The sequence below is a fragment of the Rhizorhabdus dicambivorans genome, assembly GCF_002355275.1.
Lineage (GTDB): Bacteria > Pseudomonadota > Alphaproteobacteria > Sphingomonadales > Sphingomonadaceae > Rhizorhabdus > Rhizorhabdus dicambivorans.
In genome coordinates, this window is sequence record NZ_CP023449.1 from 3,099,299 (window position 1) to 3,115,513 (window position 16,215).

Below are 16,215 nucleotides of genomic sequence, written 5' to 3' on the forward strand. Positions count from 1 at the left end.
CCACAACGACACAGCTTGATGATGCAGGCTTCGGCTTCCGAACCACGGTGGACAGAAGGATCGGCCTGCAAAAGGGAAGGCTTAACTGATGAAGCTGGTACGGTACACGCAAGGCGGCAGCATCCATCTCGGTGCGGTGAAAGGCGACGGCATCGTCGCGCTCGACGGGCTCGGCTATCCGACCATCCAGAGCATCGTCGAGGCCGGCCAGGCCGCGCTCGACAGGATTGCCGCGCATCTCGCCTCGGCCGAACCCGCCCTATCCTTGGCCGATGCGAAACTGATCGCCCCCATCGAAAAGCCGGGCAAATATCTCGCCATCGGCATGAACTACGGCAAGCATCTGGAAGAGGCCGACCGTCTCGGCGTCGCGCGCTCCAAGCATCAGGTGTGGTTCAACAAGCAGACCACCTGCCTGTCAGGTCCTTATGACGATATCGATCCCGGCGTCACCGAGAAGCTCGACTATGAGGTCGAACTCGGCCTGGTGATCGGCAAGCCCGCCAAGAAGGTGAGCGAGGCCGACGCGAAGAACCACATCTTCGGCTATTTTGTCGCCAACGACGTCTCGGCGCGCGACTGGCAGTTCCATTCGTCGACCTTCACCATGGGCAAGTCGTTCGACACCCATGGGCCCATCGGCCCCTGGATCGTCACCGCCGACGAGGTCGCCGATCCTCACGCGCTCGATCTGCGCTGCTACGTCAATGGCGAGCTGCGCCAGTCGAACAACACCGGCGGCATGATCGCGAACATCTGGAAGCAGATCAGCTATCTCTCGACCGCCTTCACTCTGGAGACCGGCGATCTGATCGCCACCGGCACCCCCGAGGGCGTCGGCGTCGGCATGGAGCCGCCGGTGTTCCTGCAGCCGGGCGATGTCGTCCGCTGCGAGATCGACGGCATCGGCACGATCGAGAACAAGGTCGTCATCCCCGCTTGACACCACTCTTCCTCACCAGAAGAAGGATATACTGATGCCCGTGCTCGGCGCGCTTTCCGTCACGCTCGAAGTCCCCGATGTGGGGCCGGGCATCACCTTCTACACCGATGCCGGCCTGGAAGCGGCGGTCGACGGGCAGATCGCCCGCTTCCGCTGCGCCGGGCAGGATCGGGATTCGGTCATCCTGATCGGCGGCGCCGGGAAGAAGCGCCTCCACCACATCGCCCTGCGCGCAGACGGCCTCGACAAGATCGCCGCCGACGCGCCAGCGGCGGGCGGCACGGTGGTCGATGCGCCCGAAGGCTTCACCGACGGGGGCCTGTGGGTCCGCGATCCGCACGGCATGCTGATCCATCTGGTGGAGCGCCCGGCCGATCCCGAGCTGGCCGAAGGGCCGGGCTTCGAGATCAACCGGCCCGGCCGGGTGATCCGCAAGCGCCGCTCGGCGGTGCTTCCGCGCACCGCCTATCCGGCCGCGAAGCCGCTGCGCCTCGGCCATATCCTCGTCTTCTCGCCCGATGTCCCGGCCAGCGTGAAGTTCGTCACCGAGGGGCTGGGCATGGGCCTCGCCGATCGTGCGCAGGACATCATCGCCTTCACCTGTGCCAGGAAGGACAGCGACCATCATGTCGTCGCCTTCGCCAAGTCGCCCGATATCGGCTTCCACCATGCCAGCTTCCAAGTGAACGATCCCGACGAGGTCGGTCGCGGCGGCCGCGCGCTGCTGGCGAAGGCTGGAAAAGGCGATTGGGGCTTCGGCCGCCACACGATCGGCTCGAACTTCTTCCACTATATCCAGGATCCCTGGGGTTCATGGTTCGAATATTATTCGGACATGGATCACATCGACGATTACGCGCTGTGGACGCCCACCAACTATGCGATGGAAGACAGCCTCGCGAGCTGGGGCCCACCCGTCCCCAACGACTTCGTGCACAATTACGAGCTCAAATATATGTAATGAAATTATATTTTCTGTTTTAATTTAAATAGCGTCAATGCTTTATATTAAAAATTCTTTATTATCTATGATATGAAACATTATAACTTAACTCTTATTTATGATTAATTCACTATGGATTCGCTCCATAAGTACGACACTAACACGCTGGGGTGCCTGGTTTTATTTTGGGAAATGCCCTCACTGTTATGGGAGTGATGCCTGGTGGACCGAGAAGCAATATTCTGAATCGAAGTCATCATCCGAATCTAAAATTGCCATAAAGCTTATAAAATGCTCCTCATGCCGACGAGCTTGGAAAAAAACTGATCTGGAAATATCGATATCAACGACTGACTGAAGACATTTGATCCGATTATGCCACAGTCGGACATAACTGCTCTTATCGCCAACGTCATGCAGCGTTGACCGAATGGGCGTTATGTTAATTGACTTTCCTAAACCTCTGCAATAATTGGCTTATCTCGATTGAACCTTAGCTCCGAGCCTATGATAAATTTTGATTGAGACTATATGGGCAAAAGCTGGCAACTTCGCGTCCCGTGCTGGAAGTTCAGCTGAAATCTGGCCGATTAAAAATCGGGCGCCAGGTTAATCCGCTGACCGGCACTCAAGCGATGCACTTCGAACGGCAAATCCCGGGAGCGCATTGTGAAAAGCATCAATATTGCCGCACCCAAAACTCCCATCGCTGAAAGCGAAATTACTACAGGGTCGACCGATGACAGGAGGGCGGCACCGATCGCCGCCGGACCGATCGCGGCCCCCACGCTGACCGCGGCCGTCACCAGGCCGTAGACCGCTCCAAACGCACGGATGCCGAACGCCCTGGAGACGATATAGGCTGTCACCGCATATTCGGACCCCAGCCCGAAGCCGAGCAGGGCCGCGGCCACTAGAAGTGCCGCCTTGCTCGTCCCGATAAGCATCACCATGAAGGCGAGAAACGCGATTGCCGTGATCGCAACCGTCACATACGGCGCGAAATACCGGTCGAGGACCAGGCTCAGCGAGAGGCGGCCGGTGAACATCGCCAAGCCGATGACGGTCATGGCTAATGCCCCAAGCTGGGGATCGGCACCATGCGTCCGGAGGATCACCGGGAAAGTCACTGCCGTCCCGCCCAGTACTGCCGTCACTGCAAGGAAGATCACCGATATCTTCCAGAAGCGCCCCGTTCGCACCGCTTCGCGGACGGAGAGGCCCGGTAGGGTTCGGGCATCGGTGCCGCCGGCCATCGCCGCCTTGGGCTTGCGAAGCAGCAATATGCCCGACAAAAGGATCAACGTCGCGGCACATAGGCCGATGGTGGCGTAGGCATGCCGCCATCCCATCCGCGTGATGAGAAACGCCGCAAAGGGCGGCCAAACAGCGATACCGATTGAACCGGCCGAAAACATGACGCTGAGCGCCATGCCGCGCCGCCGATCGAACCATCCCGACAGCATCTGCGCGTAAGGCACGGGCGAGCCGGCTGCGATCAGGCCCCACATCACGATCATCGCCACCGCAAAACCAGCGGGACTACGCGGCAACAAACCCAACACGGCGAAGCCGAGCGCGAAGGCCGGGGCGCCGGCCAGCGCCACCATTCGGGCACCATATCTGTCGCCCAATAGGCCGACCAGCGGCGCCATAATGGCCGCGACCAGCGCCCCCGGTCCGATCGCCGCCGCGACCGTTGCGGCCGGCCAGCCGGTATCCGCGATGATGTCCGGCAGGAAGACGCCGAACGTGTAGTAGGCGACCGAGGCCTGACCGCAGAAGATGCACAGGCTCGCGCCGAGCAGCACGCCCCAGGCACGTTCGTGCTGCTGCGCCTGCCCATTGCCCCCAGCCCCCTGCCCTGCTTCGCCGGCCCGCATCCTCTGAATCTCCTCAAATGCCCGCCGGAGCGCTGAGCAGGGCCCACGCAGGGTGTCGGCGGCCAACCGTCGGCGCCACCCGCCCAACCCGGCTTCGGCGCCGGATCGGCTCGGGCGGCGGGCTTTCGTCTAGAACTTGTAGGACAAGGTCGCACCGAGCGTCCGTCCGGGCGCGGGAACGATGATGTCGGTGGTATTCTGAGTCTGCAGCGTAGCCGCATAAACCTCGTTGGTTAGGTTCTTGGCCCAGGCGGTGACAGCGATGCCTTTAGCATGGTCTAAGCTCCAGCTCAGCGACGCATTCAACAGATCGTAGGGCTTCTGCTTCAACCGGTTGTCAGGCTCGGCCATCCAGCCGTCGCTATGGAAATATTGGCTGGAAAAAGTCAGATTTCCTTGGCCCAGCGGAACGACATAATCGATCCCCAAGCTGAAAGTCCAATCAGGCGCGAAGGGCAGCTCATTTCCCTTGGCGTCGCCGGCCACGATCGCATTGCCACCGGCTGGAAGCGGCGTGCTGATCTGGGCGTTGGGATAGCTGGCGAACTGGCTGTTGATATAGGACAGGCCGATACTGAGGGTCAGCTGATCAACTGGCTTGGCAGTGATGTCCGCATCGAAGCCATACACCTTGGAACGCGCGGCATTGGTGATGCGGAGCAAGCCGTTCACGATGCTCGCCAGCTGGATGTTGCTGTAGTTATAGTAATAGCCCGAAGCATTGAAGCGCAGCCGGCGGTCGAGCAGGTCCGATTTGATACCCACTTCATAAGCATCTAGCTTTTCCGGCGCGAAGAACTCTGAAGCCGGGGTGAAGGTGGTGGTGTTGAAACCGCCGCTCTTGAAGCCCCGATTATAGGAGGCATAGACCAGCACGTCGGGGCTGAGGCGGTGATCGAGCGCCACGCGCCAAGTCGGCCGCTTCGCGGTCAGCTTGTCGGTCAAGGGCGGCGTGGTGACAGTGGTGCCAGTCGCTCGGGTGAAGATCATACCGCTGGCGTCGAGATGCCGGGTCTCGGCGGAATAGCGCAGCCCCAACGTCAGCGACGTGGCGTCGGTGAATTTGTAGCTGGCCTGACCATAGGCCGCGGGCGACGTCGTCCGCTGATAGCCCTGGAAGGTCCGAACGGCGGGCGGCAGGCTCAGAACGGCGCGATCATAACCGCCCTTGGCCGAGAAATAATAGAGGCCCAAGGTCCAGCTGAATGGTCCGCCACCCGTGGAAACCGCCTGGAATTCCTGGCTGAACTGGCGATCCTTGAACCGAATATTCGCCTGGACGAGCGCAACGGGCAGGCCGTCCGCGTCGAAGGTGACGTCGGTGGTGGATCGCCGATAGGCGGTCAGGCTGACGAGATCGAACATGTCGAAATGATGGGTGAGATCGACGCTGCCGCCGCCCTGCTCGTTCCTATAGGCGGGCTGGAAGTTCGAATTGACGTCGAAGGCGCCGCCGTTGAACGGTACGCCGGTAACCGACTTGGATCCGATCACCGGGCGGCGTGCCGGCCCCGCATCCTTGAGCGTGCCATAATCGCCGCTCAATTTCACCGTTGTCGCATCGCCGATATCCAGCTTCCATTTGGACCTGACGCTCAGATTCTCGGTCTTGTTGACCTCTTGGCCGTTGAACAGATTATGTCCGAAGCCGTCGCGCTGATCATCGTAGGAGATGGCGAGGTCAGCCGCGAGTTGGTCGGACAATCCGCCCGTCACGTAAAGCGACGCGCCGATCCTGTCCTTTGACCCGTAAGTCGCCGTCGCCCGACCGCTGAAATCCTGCTTCGGATCGAGCGTGGTGACCTGGATCAGGCCGCCGGTCGCGTTGCGGCCGAACAGCGTTCCCTGCGGCCCCTTGAGCACCGCGACCTGCTCGATATTGTTGAGCGACAGGATCGAGGAATTGGAGGAAGCGTAATAGACGCCGTCGACATAGATCGCGACCGAGTTCTCATTGCCGCCCCGCGCCTCGCTGGTGCCGATGCCGCGGATGCGGGGCGAGATCGCGCCGGTCACCTGGGTGTAGGTGAGACCGGGGGTCGCGACCGCGATATCGAGCGTGCTCGCCATGCCTTTCGAGGCCAGCGCCTCGCCGCTCAGCGCGGTGACCGCGATCGGAACATCCTGAAGCCGCTCCGAGCGCTTCTGCGCGGTCACGACGATGTCCACGATACCCTGGTCCGCATCATCTCCCGCGCCATCGGCAGCCGCTACCCCCGCCTGGGCGAACGCGACGCCCGGCACGGCAAGGGCCGAAGCCAGCATGGTTGCTGCCAGCCAGACATGGCGATTTCCTGGACGCATCTCTTGTCCTCCCCCTGATGATGATCGATGCGGGGCTCGTCTGGCCCCCCTGTCTGAAGGCTATCCTAGACGGACAACGCCGTCTGAATAGAGGTGTATAGTTCGTATTTAGGCACATATCGTTCGAGATGCCGACACTATGCGGCGCCAATTCGTTTCAATGGAATAGGGCGCCGCCATCGGCCGCCAGGATCTGCCCGGTGACGAACCCGCCATCGTCGCTCGCGAAGAAATAAATGGCGTTCGCGACATCGTCCGCCGCCGCCGGCCGCTTGAGAATCCGGCTACCGACGGCGAATTGCTCGAGCGCGCCGGAAAAATGTCCGGCCGCAACCACGCTCTCGGTCATGGTCATGCCGGGAGAAACGGCGTTCACGGTCACATTGTCGGGGCCGAATTCGGTAGCGAGCGAGCGGGTCATGGAGATGATCGCGCCCTTGCTCGCGATATAGTGCAGCATGCCCGGCGCGCCCTTGAACGCCGTGCCCGATGTGAGGTTGATGATGCGGCCCGATCGCGCGGCCCGCATATGCGGAGAGACCGCCCGACACATCCTGAACATGCCGAGGACATTGACCTCGTAGACGCGCCGCCAATCGTCGATCGACTGCTGTTCGAACGGTTCGGGTGTGAGTTCGGCCGATATCGCCGCATTGTTGACGAGGATGTCGATCCGGCCGAACCGCGTGACGATCTCGTCGACAGTCTCGGTCACGCTCCGATCATCGGTCACGTCGAGGGTCATCGCATGAACGTACAATCCCCGTTCGGCCAGCGTCCGGGCCGAGATGTCATGGCCCTTGATATCGGCGAGTACGACGGTGGCCCCCTCAAGCGCGAACCGCTCCGCCGCCGCGAAGCCGATGCCGTAGGTCGCTCCGGTCACCAAAGCAATCCGGCCATCCAGCCGGCGCGATCCCATTCCACCCATCTTCCAACCTTCCATCCGGACCGGCCAACGGCGGGCCGATCACGCTAGCGCAGAACGTCCGCCCCCGGGAGCGCCAGCGCCTGGCCCCCATCGGCGTTCAGCAAGACGCCGGTGACATAGCCGGCAAGGTCCGAAACGAGGAACAGGATCGCCCTGGCGATATCGTCGGGCACGGCGACCCGGCGCAGCGGATTTCCCCCGGCGATCCGGGCCCAGGCTTCGGCGGGCAGCAGATCCAGCAAGCGGGGGGTCGCGACGAAGCCCGGCACGACCGCATTGACCCGCACGCCGGAGGGCCCCAGTTCCTGCGCCGCGCAGCGGACGTATTGATGGAGCGCCGCCTTGGCTATCCCATAGACCGTCTGGTTGGGACTGGCCGTCATGCCGGCGAGCGAGCCGATGAAGGTCAGGCTGCCGCCGCCCCGCTCGGCCAGCATCGGTCCCGCGATCTCGGTGGCGAGCATCGCGTGGCGCAAGACGATATCGATCTGCCGGCCGACGGCCATATCGTCGAGTGCGCCGATCCGCGCTTTCATGGCCATGCCGACGATGTCGACCACACCGGCGAAGCGGTTCCCGAAACGGTCGGCGGCCTCGGCGAACAACGCGACCATATCGTCGCGATCGATCGCATCGGCGACATGCGGCACGCCGCCCACCGCGGCGGCGATCGCCTGCGCCCGTTCGGCGGATCGATCGACACACATCAGGTCGGCCCCCGCGCCCGCGAGCGCTCGACAGGCTGCGTCGCCGAGACCGCCGCCGCCCGCTCCCAGCACCACATAGGCGCGCCCGTCGAGCCGCGCGGCGCGGAAAGGATCCTCAAGCGCCATGAAGAAACTCGACGGCCAGCCGCTGAAGCCTAGGCGACGCCAGCACATCGGTATGCTCGGTATCGGGGATGACCACCGCCCGGCCATTGGGAAGGGCAGCGGCGACGACATGGGGATCGCCCACGATCGGATCGAGCGCGCCGGTGGCCAGCAGCACCGGCCCGTCGATAGCGGCAAGATCGGACGGCACCGGCACCGCGCGCGGCGACGACAGGCATGCGACCAGCGGCGCCAGTTCGTTGCCGAGCGCGAGCAACATGGCGGCGAAACCGGCCAGACCCGGCGGCACATTCTCCGGGTCGCTCCCGTCCAGCGCCTTGATGAACAGGCTGGACTGGACATGCGCGAACAGGTTCGCACCGACGCTGACCGTCACGAGCGAGGCCATCCGGCCGGGGTGCTTCCGCGCGATGTCGAAGGCGGTGCGCGCGCCCATCGAATGGCCGATGAAATGGGCGCGCCCGATATCGAGATGGTCGAGCAGGTTGAGCACGTCCGCGGTCATCTGCTCGGCGGCATAGGCCGAAGGCTCCAGAGGCTTGTCGCTCAGGCCATGGCCACGGCTGTCGAGCGCCACCGCCCGCAAGCCCCGCGCCTCGAACAGATCGAACCAGCCCTTTTCGATCCAGCAGGTCCGGGCGCTCATTCCGAAGCCGTGCAGCATGACGACCGGCGTGCCCTTGCCGCCGGCTTCATAGTTCAGCTTCAACGCACCACTGTCGAATGTCGGCATGATATCGTCACCTCTCTCGGATCTGGGAGCATGTCGCGCTTGCCGAAGCGTCGCGCATTATCGGTGCGAGACGCTCCCGCAGCTCGGTTTTCGAGATCTTCTCCAGGAGGCCGCGCGGCAGACGGTCGACCATATAAACCGCGCTCACGACCTTGAAATCCGCGAGATTTGCGCCGCAATAATCGATGATCCGCCGGGCAAGATGGTCGGTGGGGCCTTCTTTGGGGACCACGAAGGCGACCGGCACCTCATCGAGCATATAATGCGGCTGCCCCACGACCGCGCAGTCCTCGACCAGCCCCGATTGGAGGATAACGGCTTCGATTTCCGAGGCGGCGACATTCTCGCCGCCGACCTTGAGCATATCCTTGTCGCGGTCGCCGAACAGCAGATAGCCGTCGTCCGTGACCAGGATGACATCGCCGGTGTCGAACCAGCCATCGGCGTCGAAGGCCTTTTCGGTGGCCTCCGGCGCGCCATAATATTCCTTGAACAGCGAGACGCCGCGCACCCCGCGGACGTACAGCCGGCCGCGCTCGCCCGGCCCGGCGATCGCGCCATCGGGCTTGCGGATCGCGATGGCATATTCGGGCGCCGCCCGCCCTATCGAAAGCGCAGGGCCCAGATGATGGGCATCGCAGGTAATGCCCTGGCTGAGGGTCTCGGTCATGCCCCACCAACCCAGCGTCGGGATACCGAATTGCCGCGACGCATCGGGCATGTGCACCGAGGTTCCCCAGAACCTGTAATGATGGCGCGGTACCGCGATCCCCTCCAGCGCCTTGACCGTGAAGGGAATGGTCGAGAGCCAGGTCGTCTTGTGCTTGAGCGAAACCTCCCAGAAGCGCGACGCCGAAAAACGGGGCTGGAGCACCAGCGTGGCGCCGCACCACAAGGTCGAGAGCATCGAATAGGATTGGGCGTTGGTATGGAACATGGGCAGGAAGACGAGGGCGACATCGTCATGCTGCAGATGCATGTGGCCGGACGATATCATCCCGCCCCACAGGCCGTTGGCATGCGTCCATAGCACCGCCTTGGGCCGCGACGTCGTACCCGAGGTGAATTGCACGCCGAGATCGGCGAAAGGATCCACTATCCTTTCAGGACAACCTGCGATATCGCTAAACAGATCGGCGAACCGAACCATGGGGGCCTCAGGCACGGGATCAGCAGGCTTTCCGGCGTCATTGTCGGTCACCGCGACGAAGCCGAGCGCGGGGCAGGCATCACGGACCATGCAGGCGAAAGCGGGCTGGGTTATCGCGCACACCGCGCCGGTATGTTGGGCGAAATAGCTGAGATCCCGCGCGACCGATCGAGTGTTGGTCGAGACGACGATCGCGCCCAGGATCGCACAGGCGAACCAGCTGATCAGGAATTCCGGCGAATTGTCGAGGTGGAGCAGGACGAAATCGCCCTGCCGAATGCCGCGCCCAGCAAGACCGGCGGCGAGTGATCGCGCGCGGCTGCGGAACCGGTCATAGCTCCAAGTCTTGGTCTCGCCGTCAAAGGGCTCCCAGATCAGAAAGGGCTTGTCCGGCACCCGATCGGCCCAGCTGTCGAGCAGCCAGGGGATATCCATCCCGCGCATCGCATCGCGCAGCGACTGATCGCGCTTGTCATCAAGGATGTTGCTCATGCCCTCTGCCGCCATCGGCTCGCCGGACAGCTGCTCAGACCGGCTCGGCGCAGCGGAGCGCCTCGACGACATGAGCGATTATGGCATCGATCTCGGAAGCGCTGTCCGCCACGCCCACCAGATAGCGGTCCGGCCGGACCAGCATCGCAGCCCCGCCCAGCGGCGTCAGTGCATCACGCACCGTGTCGGTCGCATCGGCAAGGATGACCGCATCCAACGCCTCAAGCGAAGCCCTGGTAAGGGGCGACAGCTCCTCGATCAGCGCGGGATCGCCCACGAGCGCGAACCGATAGCCAACATGATCGTCGAGCAGCCTGCCGTCGGCGAGGCGCGGCTGCGGCGAAAGCCTTCCCCCCGCCCTGGCGAAAGGGGGATGCAGTCCAGGCCCCATCAGCGGCCGTGCCTGGGCATGCTCGTAATCCTGCCGCTTCATCGCGGCCAGCTCCTCCTCGGTCGCGGTCGCCATCCACTGCAATTTCTCGCCGACATCCCCGGCGATCCTGACCAGCATATGGGCGTGCGGCCAGCGCTCGGACTGATAGCTGTCGAGGATCGCGTCCGGGGAGGTACCCTTGACGACGCGCGCCAGCTTCCATGCGAGGTTCGTGGCATCGCGAATAGCCGAACAGACACCCTGGCCAAGGAAGGGCGGCGCAAGATGGACGGCGTCACCGGCAAGAAGAATCCGTCCTTTGCGCCAGTTCTCCGCCACCCGGGAATGGAAATGATAAACATGCGCGCGCAATACTTCATAGTCGCCCGGCTTGAACCACTTGCCTACAAAGTCGGCGATCGCCGTGTCGCTCTTCACCTCGGTATCGCTGCGATCCTCGCTCATCGAAAATTCGAAGCGCTGCATATTCTTGGGCATCGGAACATAGGTGATCGTTTCCTCGGCGGTCACCTTGGTCCAGGCTTCGCGTGACAGATCGAGTTCGACCCCGTCATGGACGTGGATGTCGACGATCATCCAACGCTGGCTGGGGGCCAGCTGCTCCCACGCGCTGCCGATGTGCTGGCGTGCGAAGGAGTTCGCTCCATCCGCGCCGACGACATAGCCGACGGTGACCTGCTCGACGGGGGCATCCCCGCCCGACTCGGCATCGCGGAAGTCGATCACGACGCCATCCCGGCCTTCCTCTAGGCCGACCACCTCACAGCCGAGTTTCAAGGTCGCGCCGTTGCGACGTGCCTTAGCCCGAAGATAATGCTCGATCTCCGGCTGAACGAAGAAATAGTCGCTCAGCCAGCCCTGGTCGGTCGGCTCGGGATCGATCGCGGCGAAGCCCGTGACGCGCTGGTCGAGCGCGTTATAGATCGAATAGTCGCTGGACGGTATGACCGTCCCCGGCAGATCGTCGACGATGCCGAGATCCCGGAACGTCCGCATGATCTCATCATCGATGTGCGCGGCCCGCGGAATCTCCAGCACATCAGGCCATTTGTCGAACACGATCACGCTCAACCCGCTGCGCAGCAGCAAGTCGACCAGCACACCTCCGCACGCGCCATAACCGATAACGCCGACATCGAACTTCTGAGACATTCAGGCTGCCCTTGATTGGAGATTTGGGAGGAAAGCCCCGGTGGCCACGGCTTATTCGGGCTCGACGGGCTGCTGTAAGGCGGTGATCTCGCCGAATGTCGGCGAGATGGGCGGCGACCAGATCGACAGGATATCGTCTTCGATCGAGACATTGCTCGCGACATGGTCGTCATTGACCATGTCGCCATCGACGCAGTGCTCCAGCTTGTGGCCGAACGGGTCGCGCCAATAGTCGAACACCTCACTGCCCAGGATATGCCGGCCGACCCCCCATTCGTGGAAATGGCCGGCGGCCTTCAAATGCTGGTGGCCGAGCATGAGATCGTCCCAATCGAGCGCGACGAAGGCGCAATGGTCGATCGCTGCACGGTCGGATTGCATCAGCGCCACCGTGTGATGATCCGTATAGCGCTCGCCCAGGCCGCAATGGAGGAAGGCCACCACGGTCGCGTCCGGGGCGCCCGCGTAGAGCCGGTCCGAAATCTTCATTCCCAGCAGGCCCTCATAGAAGGCCCGGGCCGCGCCGAAATCGGGACAGGCCAGCACGGCATGCTCCAGCCGGCTTACATGGGTGGGACCACGGAGCGGCCGCTGAAAGGTGCCGAGCCGCGGGTTCACGCCCGCATGGTTGAGCACCAGCGGCGCTCGGACAGCGACCGGCGGCGCCACCTCAAGGCCATGCAGGATATCGACCCGGAAACCGTTGGGATCGGACAGCACCGCCCGCACGCCACCGCCGGGTTCGTTCGATTCTTCCACATCACGGCCGGCCTGGGCGGCGATGGTCTCCAGCTCCGCCCGGCTATCGACCGTGAGGCCGATCCCCACCCCGCGCGCCTGCGGGCCACGCTCGGTGATGTGGATATGATGGCTGTCGCCCGTGCCGCGCATGTAAAGCGCCGAGGTGCTGCGGCTGGCACGCCGCAGCCCGAAATCGAGCAGGAAGCGCTCCATCAGATCCAGGTCGGGCGCCTGATAGCGCACATAGGCGATGCCGGTGACGCGGGCCATGGCGTCAGGCGTCCGTCGCGGTCGGCGCCGATCGGGCCCCCGGCTTCCGTCCATAGGACGCGACGATCGCCGCCTCGACGTCGGTCCGGCTTTCGGGCGCGCGATGGTGCCCCTCGGCATCGGCGACGGGGTTGCTGAGCGTGCCGACGCCGGTCACCGAAATTTCACAGACATCGCCATGCTGCAGCAACAGCGGCGGCTGGCGCAATATGCCGACGCCTTCGCCCGATCCCGTCACGATGACGTCGCCGGGCAGCAATTCGGTGAACTGCGAGATATAGCTGATCAACTGCGGGAAGGTGAACAACAGGTCGCCATAGGGCATGTCCTGGACGATCCTGCCATTGACGCGGGTGGTCAGATGCAGCGCTTCGGGGGGGCCGGCTTCGTCCGGCGTCACCAGCCATGGCCCGAAGGCGCCCGACCGGGGGAAATTCTTGCCAGCGGTGAACAGAGGCGAATGCATCTGGAAATCGCGCAGCGACCCGTCGTTGAAGCAGGCATAGCCTGCGACATGGCCAAGCGCCTGGTCTTCGGGCACGAACCGGCCATAGCTGCCGATGACGATGGCGATTTCGCCCTCATAGTCGAAGAGCGGCGTGCCGTTGGGCTTTTCAAGAGGCACGCCATGGCCGACCTGGGCGCGCGCCGTCCGCATGAACAACCATGGCCGCTGCGGCTTGACGGGGAAAAGCCCCAGCGTCTCGCCGACCTCGTCGAAATGCGACTGGGTGTTGAGCCCCACACAATAGATGGCGCCGGGATTGGGGATGACGGGCAGGAAAATGACGTCGTCGGGACGATGATCGGCGGGCGCCTCCAGCAGGCCACGATCGAGCGTGTCGAGGCCCCGTTCGAGTAGCGCTTTCAGATCGGCGATCCCGTCCAGGCGCGAACCGAGATCGACGATGCCGTCGTCGCGGACCAGCCCGAAGCTGTCGCGGCCGCCGGCCCGGTAACTGGCGAGTTTCATGATGTGCTTCCCTATAAGGGCCTGGATGTCAGGCGAGGCGATAGAGGGTGACGACGGCCGCGCCCGGCACGCCGATATTGTGCTGGAGCGCGATGCGGGCATCTTCCACCTGCCTCGGCCCGGCCCTGTGCCGCAGCTGGTTGCAGAGCTCGTAGCATTGGGCGAGGCCGGTCGCGCCGATCGGGTGTCCCTTCGACATGAGCCCGCCCGACGGATTGACGACGAACTTGCCACCATAGCTATTGTCCCCGTCCTCGACGAGGCGAAGCGCACCGCCGGCTTCGCACAGACCGAGCGCCTCGTAGGTCAGCACCTCATTGGGCGTGAAACAGTCGTGCAGCTCGACGAGCTGGACGTCGTCCGGCCCGACCCCGGCCTGCTCATAGGCTTGCGCGGCAGCACGGCGGCTCGCATCCGCGCCGACCAGCGCGATCGGGTCTTCCCAGGCGATCGGCCGATCCGTCGCCATCGCCTGGCCGATGATCTCGACCGACCCGCTGATGCCATGGCGGCTGGCGAAATCCTTGCTGCAGATGACGGCCGCCGCCGCGCCGCAGGAGGGCGGACAGCACATCAGCCGGGTAAGATAGTCGAGATAGAAGATCTTGGATTCCAGAACCTCATCGACCGTCAGCGGCGCGTTGAGCAGGGCAAGCGGATTGCGCTCGGCGTGGCGCCTGGTCTTCACCGCGACCTTGGCGAAGATGTCGGAAGAAACGCCGTAGCGGCGCATATAATGATCGCCAGCGGCGCCGAACATCCGCAGGCCCACCGGCGCTTCGGGATAGCCCATGGCGCCGAGCGCATCGGCATAGACGCCGGATGGATATTCGCGCTCCGGCCAGCGCGTTCCCAGCGCCCCGGGCTCCATCTCCTCGAAACCGAAGGCCAGCGCGCAATCGACCGCACCGGATTCGACCGCCTGCCGCGCGAGGAACAACGCGGTCGAACCCGACGAGCAATTGTTGCTGACGTTGACGATCGGGATGCCGGTCATGAAATTGTCGTAAAGCGCGATCTGCGCGCCGCCCGAATCCCCGTAGATGTAACTGCCATAGGCCTGCTGGATCAGGGTGGGATCGATCCCGGCTTCCTCGATCGCGCCCTTGATCGCGCGGGACGCCATCACCCGATAGGGCTCCTGCATCCCGGGCTTGACGAACTTGGTCATATCGACGCCGGCGACGACTGCGTTGGGCATGGGGAATGATCCTGGCAAAGGGTTGGGAAGAAGGGATCGCGAACGGGTCAGCAGGCGATGCGCTCGGCATCGGCCTCTTCCAGCTCCGGGCGCTGATCGGACCGTCTCACGGCGCGTGCGCGAACGAAGCCAACGCTCATGTCTCTCTCCTCGCTCGGTCTTTCGCCCGGTCCGCCAGGGTCTGGCGGTGGCCGCATTTCATCGGCCCGTTGTGGAAGAGAGTTTGCATTGAGGCGGTTAGGACGTATAGCTTATTATCGTTCGTTTTTAGACACTGTAAGTCCGAGGCCTCGATATGGATGTGTTGAGTGAGATCTTCTCGTCGATCCGGATCGATGGTTCCGCGCTGGCGGAGATGCGCTGCGGCGGAGACTGGGGCGTGGATATGGGTGCCGGCGACGGCATCATTTTCCACTATATCACCGAGGGCGAGTGCTGGCTGCTCGGCGGGACAACGCCGACCCGGTTGTCGGCCGGTGACCTCGTGGTCGCGATGCATTGGCCGGCCCATGCCCTGGCCTCGTCACCCGAGAGTCCTCTCCAGACCGCGCTGGATCTCGTCACCGAGAATCACTCGGAGTTCTGGACGGGGGGCACGCTCGATCGCCCCAACATCCTGACCGCCGGGACGGACACGCCCGATGTGCGGCTCCTATGCAGCCTGTTCACCCTCAAAGGGCGTGGTGCTTCCATCCTCATCGACAGGTTGCCCGCCCTGATGCATCTGAGCGCCAAGGATCAAAGCCTCGCACCGCCGCTCCGGATGGCGCTGGATTTCATCCATTATGAAAGCCAGACGACGCGGCCCGGCTATGTCGCGGTGGCAAGCCGGCTCGTCGATCTGTTGTTCATCCAGGTGCTGCGCGCGGTCATCGAGCAGCCGACCATCCAGATCGGCCTGCTTGCGGGCCTCGCCGATCCGAACGTCAGCCGCGCGCTCGCCGCCATCCACTCGTCTCCGTCCAGCAACTGGACCGTCGCGACGCTGGCGCGCGAGGCGTGCCTGTCGCGCACGACGTTCGCCGAACGGTTCCGACAGATGGTGGGATTGACCCCGATTCAATATGTCGGGCGATGGCGCATGACGATCGCCGAAGACCTGCTGAGCCAGTCGAACCAGACGATCGAACAGATCCGGACGCAACTGGGCTATGGCAGCAGCTTCGTGTTCGCCCGCGCCTTCCGCGCACACAGCGGCCAGTCGCCACGCGAATATCGCCGCAAGGCGCAGACCGAAACACCCGAGACCTGACGGCAGGGCGGCGCCCGGCC

13 protein-coding genes are annotated in these 16,215 nt (G+C 63.5%); 3 read left to right on the plus strand and 10 right to left on the minus strand.

The features are described 5' to 3' along the window. Positions 1–88: 88 nt before the first annotated feature. Together CMV14_RS14635 and CMV14_RS14640 are read left to right on the plus strand one after the other, a co-directional pair. Positions 89–943, plus strand: a complete 855-nt coding sequence (locus CMV14_RS14635; RefSeq protein WP_066962738.1) for a fumarylacetoacetate hydrolase family protein — start codon at positions 89–91, stop codon at positions 941–943. A 34-nt stretch (positions 944–977) separates the two neighbouring features. Beyond that, positions 978–1,904: a VOC family protein gene (locus CMV14_RS14640; protein ID WP_066962741.1), complete on the plus strand. Its 927-nt coding sequence runs from the start codon at positions 978–980 to the stop codon at positions 1,902–1,904. A gap of 572 nt (positions 1,905–2,476) precedes the next feature. Here the strand turns inward: CMV14_RS14640 and CMV14_RS14645 are convergent. The 10 genes from CMV14_RS14645 to CMV14_RS14690 form a co-directional block, all read right to left on the minus strand. Beyond that, positions 2,477–3,769 (minus strand): MFS transporter, encoded by a 1,293-nt coding sequence (locus CMV14_RS14645; protein ID WP_096367751.1) that lies wholly within the window; start codon positions 3,767–3,769, stop codon positions 2,477–2,479. 129 nt (positions 3,770–3,898) lie between these two features. Further along, a complete protein-coding gene (locus tag CMV14_RS14650) occupies positions 3,899–6,073 on the minus strand; it encodes a TonB-dependent receptor (RefSeq protein ID WP_083215828.1) in 2,175 nt (724 codons plus the stop codon). 157 nt (positions 6,074–6,230) lie between these two features. Next, the gene (locus CMV14_RS14655) at positions 6,231–6,959 is read right to left on the minus strand and encodes an SDR family NAD(P)-dependent oxidoreductase (protein WP_176489038.1); all 729 of its coding nucleotides are present in this window, start codon (positions 6,957–6,959) and stop codon (positions 6,231–6,233) included. 89 nt (positions 6,960–7,048) lie between these two features. Continuing rightward, on the minus strand, positions 7,049–7,837 hold the full coding sequence (locus CMV14_RS14660) for an SDR family NAD(P)-dependent oxidoreductase (RefSeq protein ID WP_066962754.1): 789 nt from the start codon (positions 7,835–7,837) through the stop codon (positions 7,049–7,051). Beyond that, a complete protein-coding gene (locus CMV14_RS14665) occupies positions 7,827–8,570 on the minus strand; it encodes an alpha/beta fold hydrolase (protein ID WP_066962757.1) in 744 nt (247 codons plus the stop codon). Before CMV14_RS14665 ends, CMV14_RS14660 begins: the two co-directional genes overlap by 11 nt. A 7-nt stretch (positions 8,571–8,577) precedes the next feature. Beyond that, positions 8,578–10,212, minus strand: coding sequence for an AMP-binding protein (locus CMV14_RS14670; protein ID WP_066963127.1), 1,635 nt, complete (start codon positions 10,210–10,212; stop codon positions 8,578–8,580). Between the two features lie 34 nt (positions 10,213–10,246). Further along, complete coding sequence (locus tag CMV14_RS14675; protein WP_066962760.1) at positions 10,247–11,758, minus strand: bifunctional 3-(3-hydroxy-phenyl)propionate/3-hydroxycinnamic acid hydroxylase; 1,512 nt, start codon at positions 11,756–11,758, stop codon at positions 10,247–10,249. A gap of 51 nt (positions 11,759–11,809) precedes the next feature. Continuing rightward, positions 11,810–12,769, minus strand: coding sequence for a VOC family protein (locus CMV14_RS14680; RefSeq protein ID WP_066962763.1), 960 nt, complete (start codon positions 12,767–12,769; stop codon positions 11,810–11,812). A gap of 4 nt (positions 12,770–12,773) precedes the next feature. After that, the gene (locus tag CMV14_RS14685; protein ID WP_066962766.1) at positions 12,774–13,742 is read right to left on the minus strand and encodes a fumarylacetoacetate hydrolase family protein; all 969 of its coding nucleotides are present in this window, start codon (positions 13,740–13,742) and stop codon (positions 12,774–12,776) included. A 28-nt stretch (positions 13,743–13,770) separates the two neighbouring features. Then, positions 13,771–14,943, minus strand: coding sequence for a thiolase C-terminal domain-containing protein (locus CMV14_RS14690; protein WP_066962769.1), 1,173 nt, complete (start codon positions 14,941–14,943; stop codon positions 13,771–13,773). A 304-nt stretch (positions 14,944–15,247) separates the two neighbouring features. Here CMV14_RS14690 and CMV14_RS14700 point away from each other — a divergent pair, with 304 nt between their 5' ends. Next, the gene (locus tag CMV14_RS14700; RefSeq protein WP_176489039.1) at positions 15,248–16,195 is read left to right on the plus strand and encodes an AraC family transcriptional regulator; all 948 of its coding nucleotides are present in this window, start codon (positions 15,248–15,250) and stop codon (positions 16,193–16,195) included. Positions 16,196–16,215: the final 20 nt, after the last annotated feature.

What these genes read in the sequence shown, in the direction of transcription:
- CMV14_RS14685 (WP_066962766.1), bottom strand. Translation starts at nt 13,742, where the DNA reads ATGAAACTCGCCAGTTACCGGGCCGGCGGCCGCGACAGCTTCGGGCTG.
- CMV14_RS14680 (WP_066962763.1), bottom strand. Translation starts at nt 12,769, where the DNA reads ATGGCCCGCGTCACCGGCATCGCCTATGTGCGCTATCAGGCGCCCGAC.
- CMV14_RS14645 (WP_096367751.1), bottom strand. Translation starts at nt 3,769, where the DNA reads ATGCGGGCCGGCGAAGCAGGGCAGGGGGCTGGGGGCAATGGGCAGGCG.
- CMV14_RS14640 (WP_066962741.1), top strand. Translation starts at nt 978, where the DNA reads ATGCCCGTGCTCGGCGCGCTTTCCGTCACGCTCGAAGTCCCCGATGTG.
- CMV14_RS14635 (WP_066962738.1), top strand. Translation starts at nt 89, where the DNA reads ATGAAGCTGGTACGGTACACGCAAGGCGGCAGCATCCATCTCGGTGCG.
- CMV14_RS14670 (WP_066963127.1), bottom strand. Translation starts at nt 10,212, where the DNA reads ATGAGCAACATCCTTGATGACAAGCGCGATCAGTCGCTGCGCGATGCG.
- CMV14_RS14690 (WP_066962769.1), bottom strand. Translation starts at nt 14,943, where the DNA reads ATGCCCAACGCAGTCGTCGCCGGCGTCGATATGACCAAGTTCGTCAAG.
- CMV14_RS14650 (WP_083215828.1), bottom strand. Translation starts at nt 6,073, where the DNA reads ATGCGTCCAGGAAATCGCCATGTCTGGCTGGCAGCAACCATGCTGGCT.
- CMV14_RS14660 (WP_066962754.1), bottom strand. Translation starts at nt 7,837, where the DNA reads ATGGCGCTTGAGGATCCTTTCCGCGCCGCGCGGCTCGACGGGCGCGCC.
- CMV14_RS14665 (WP_066962757.1), bottom strand. Translation starts at nt 8,570, where the DNA reads ATGCCGACATTCGACAGTGGTGCGTTGAAGCTGAACTATGAAGCCGGC.
- CMV14_RS14675 (WP_066962760.1), bottom strand. Translation starts at nt 11,758, where the DNA reads ATGTCTCAGAAGTTCGATGTCGGCGTTATCGGTTATGGCGCGTGCGGA.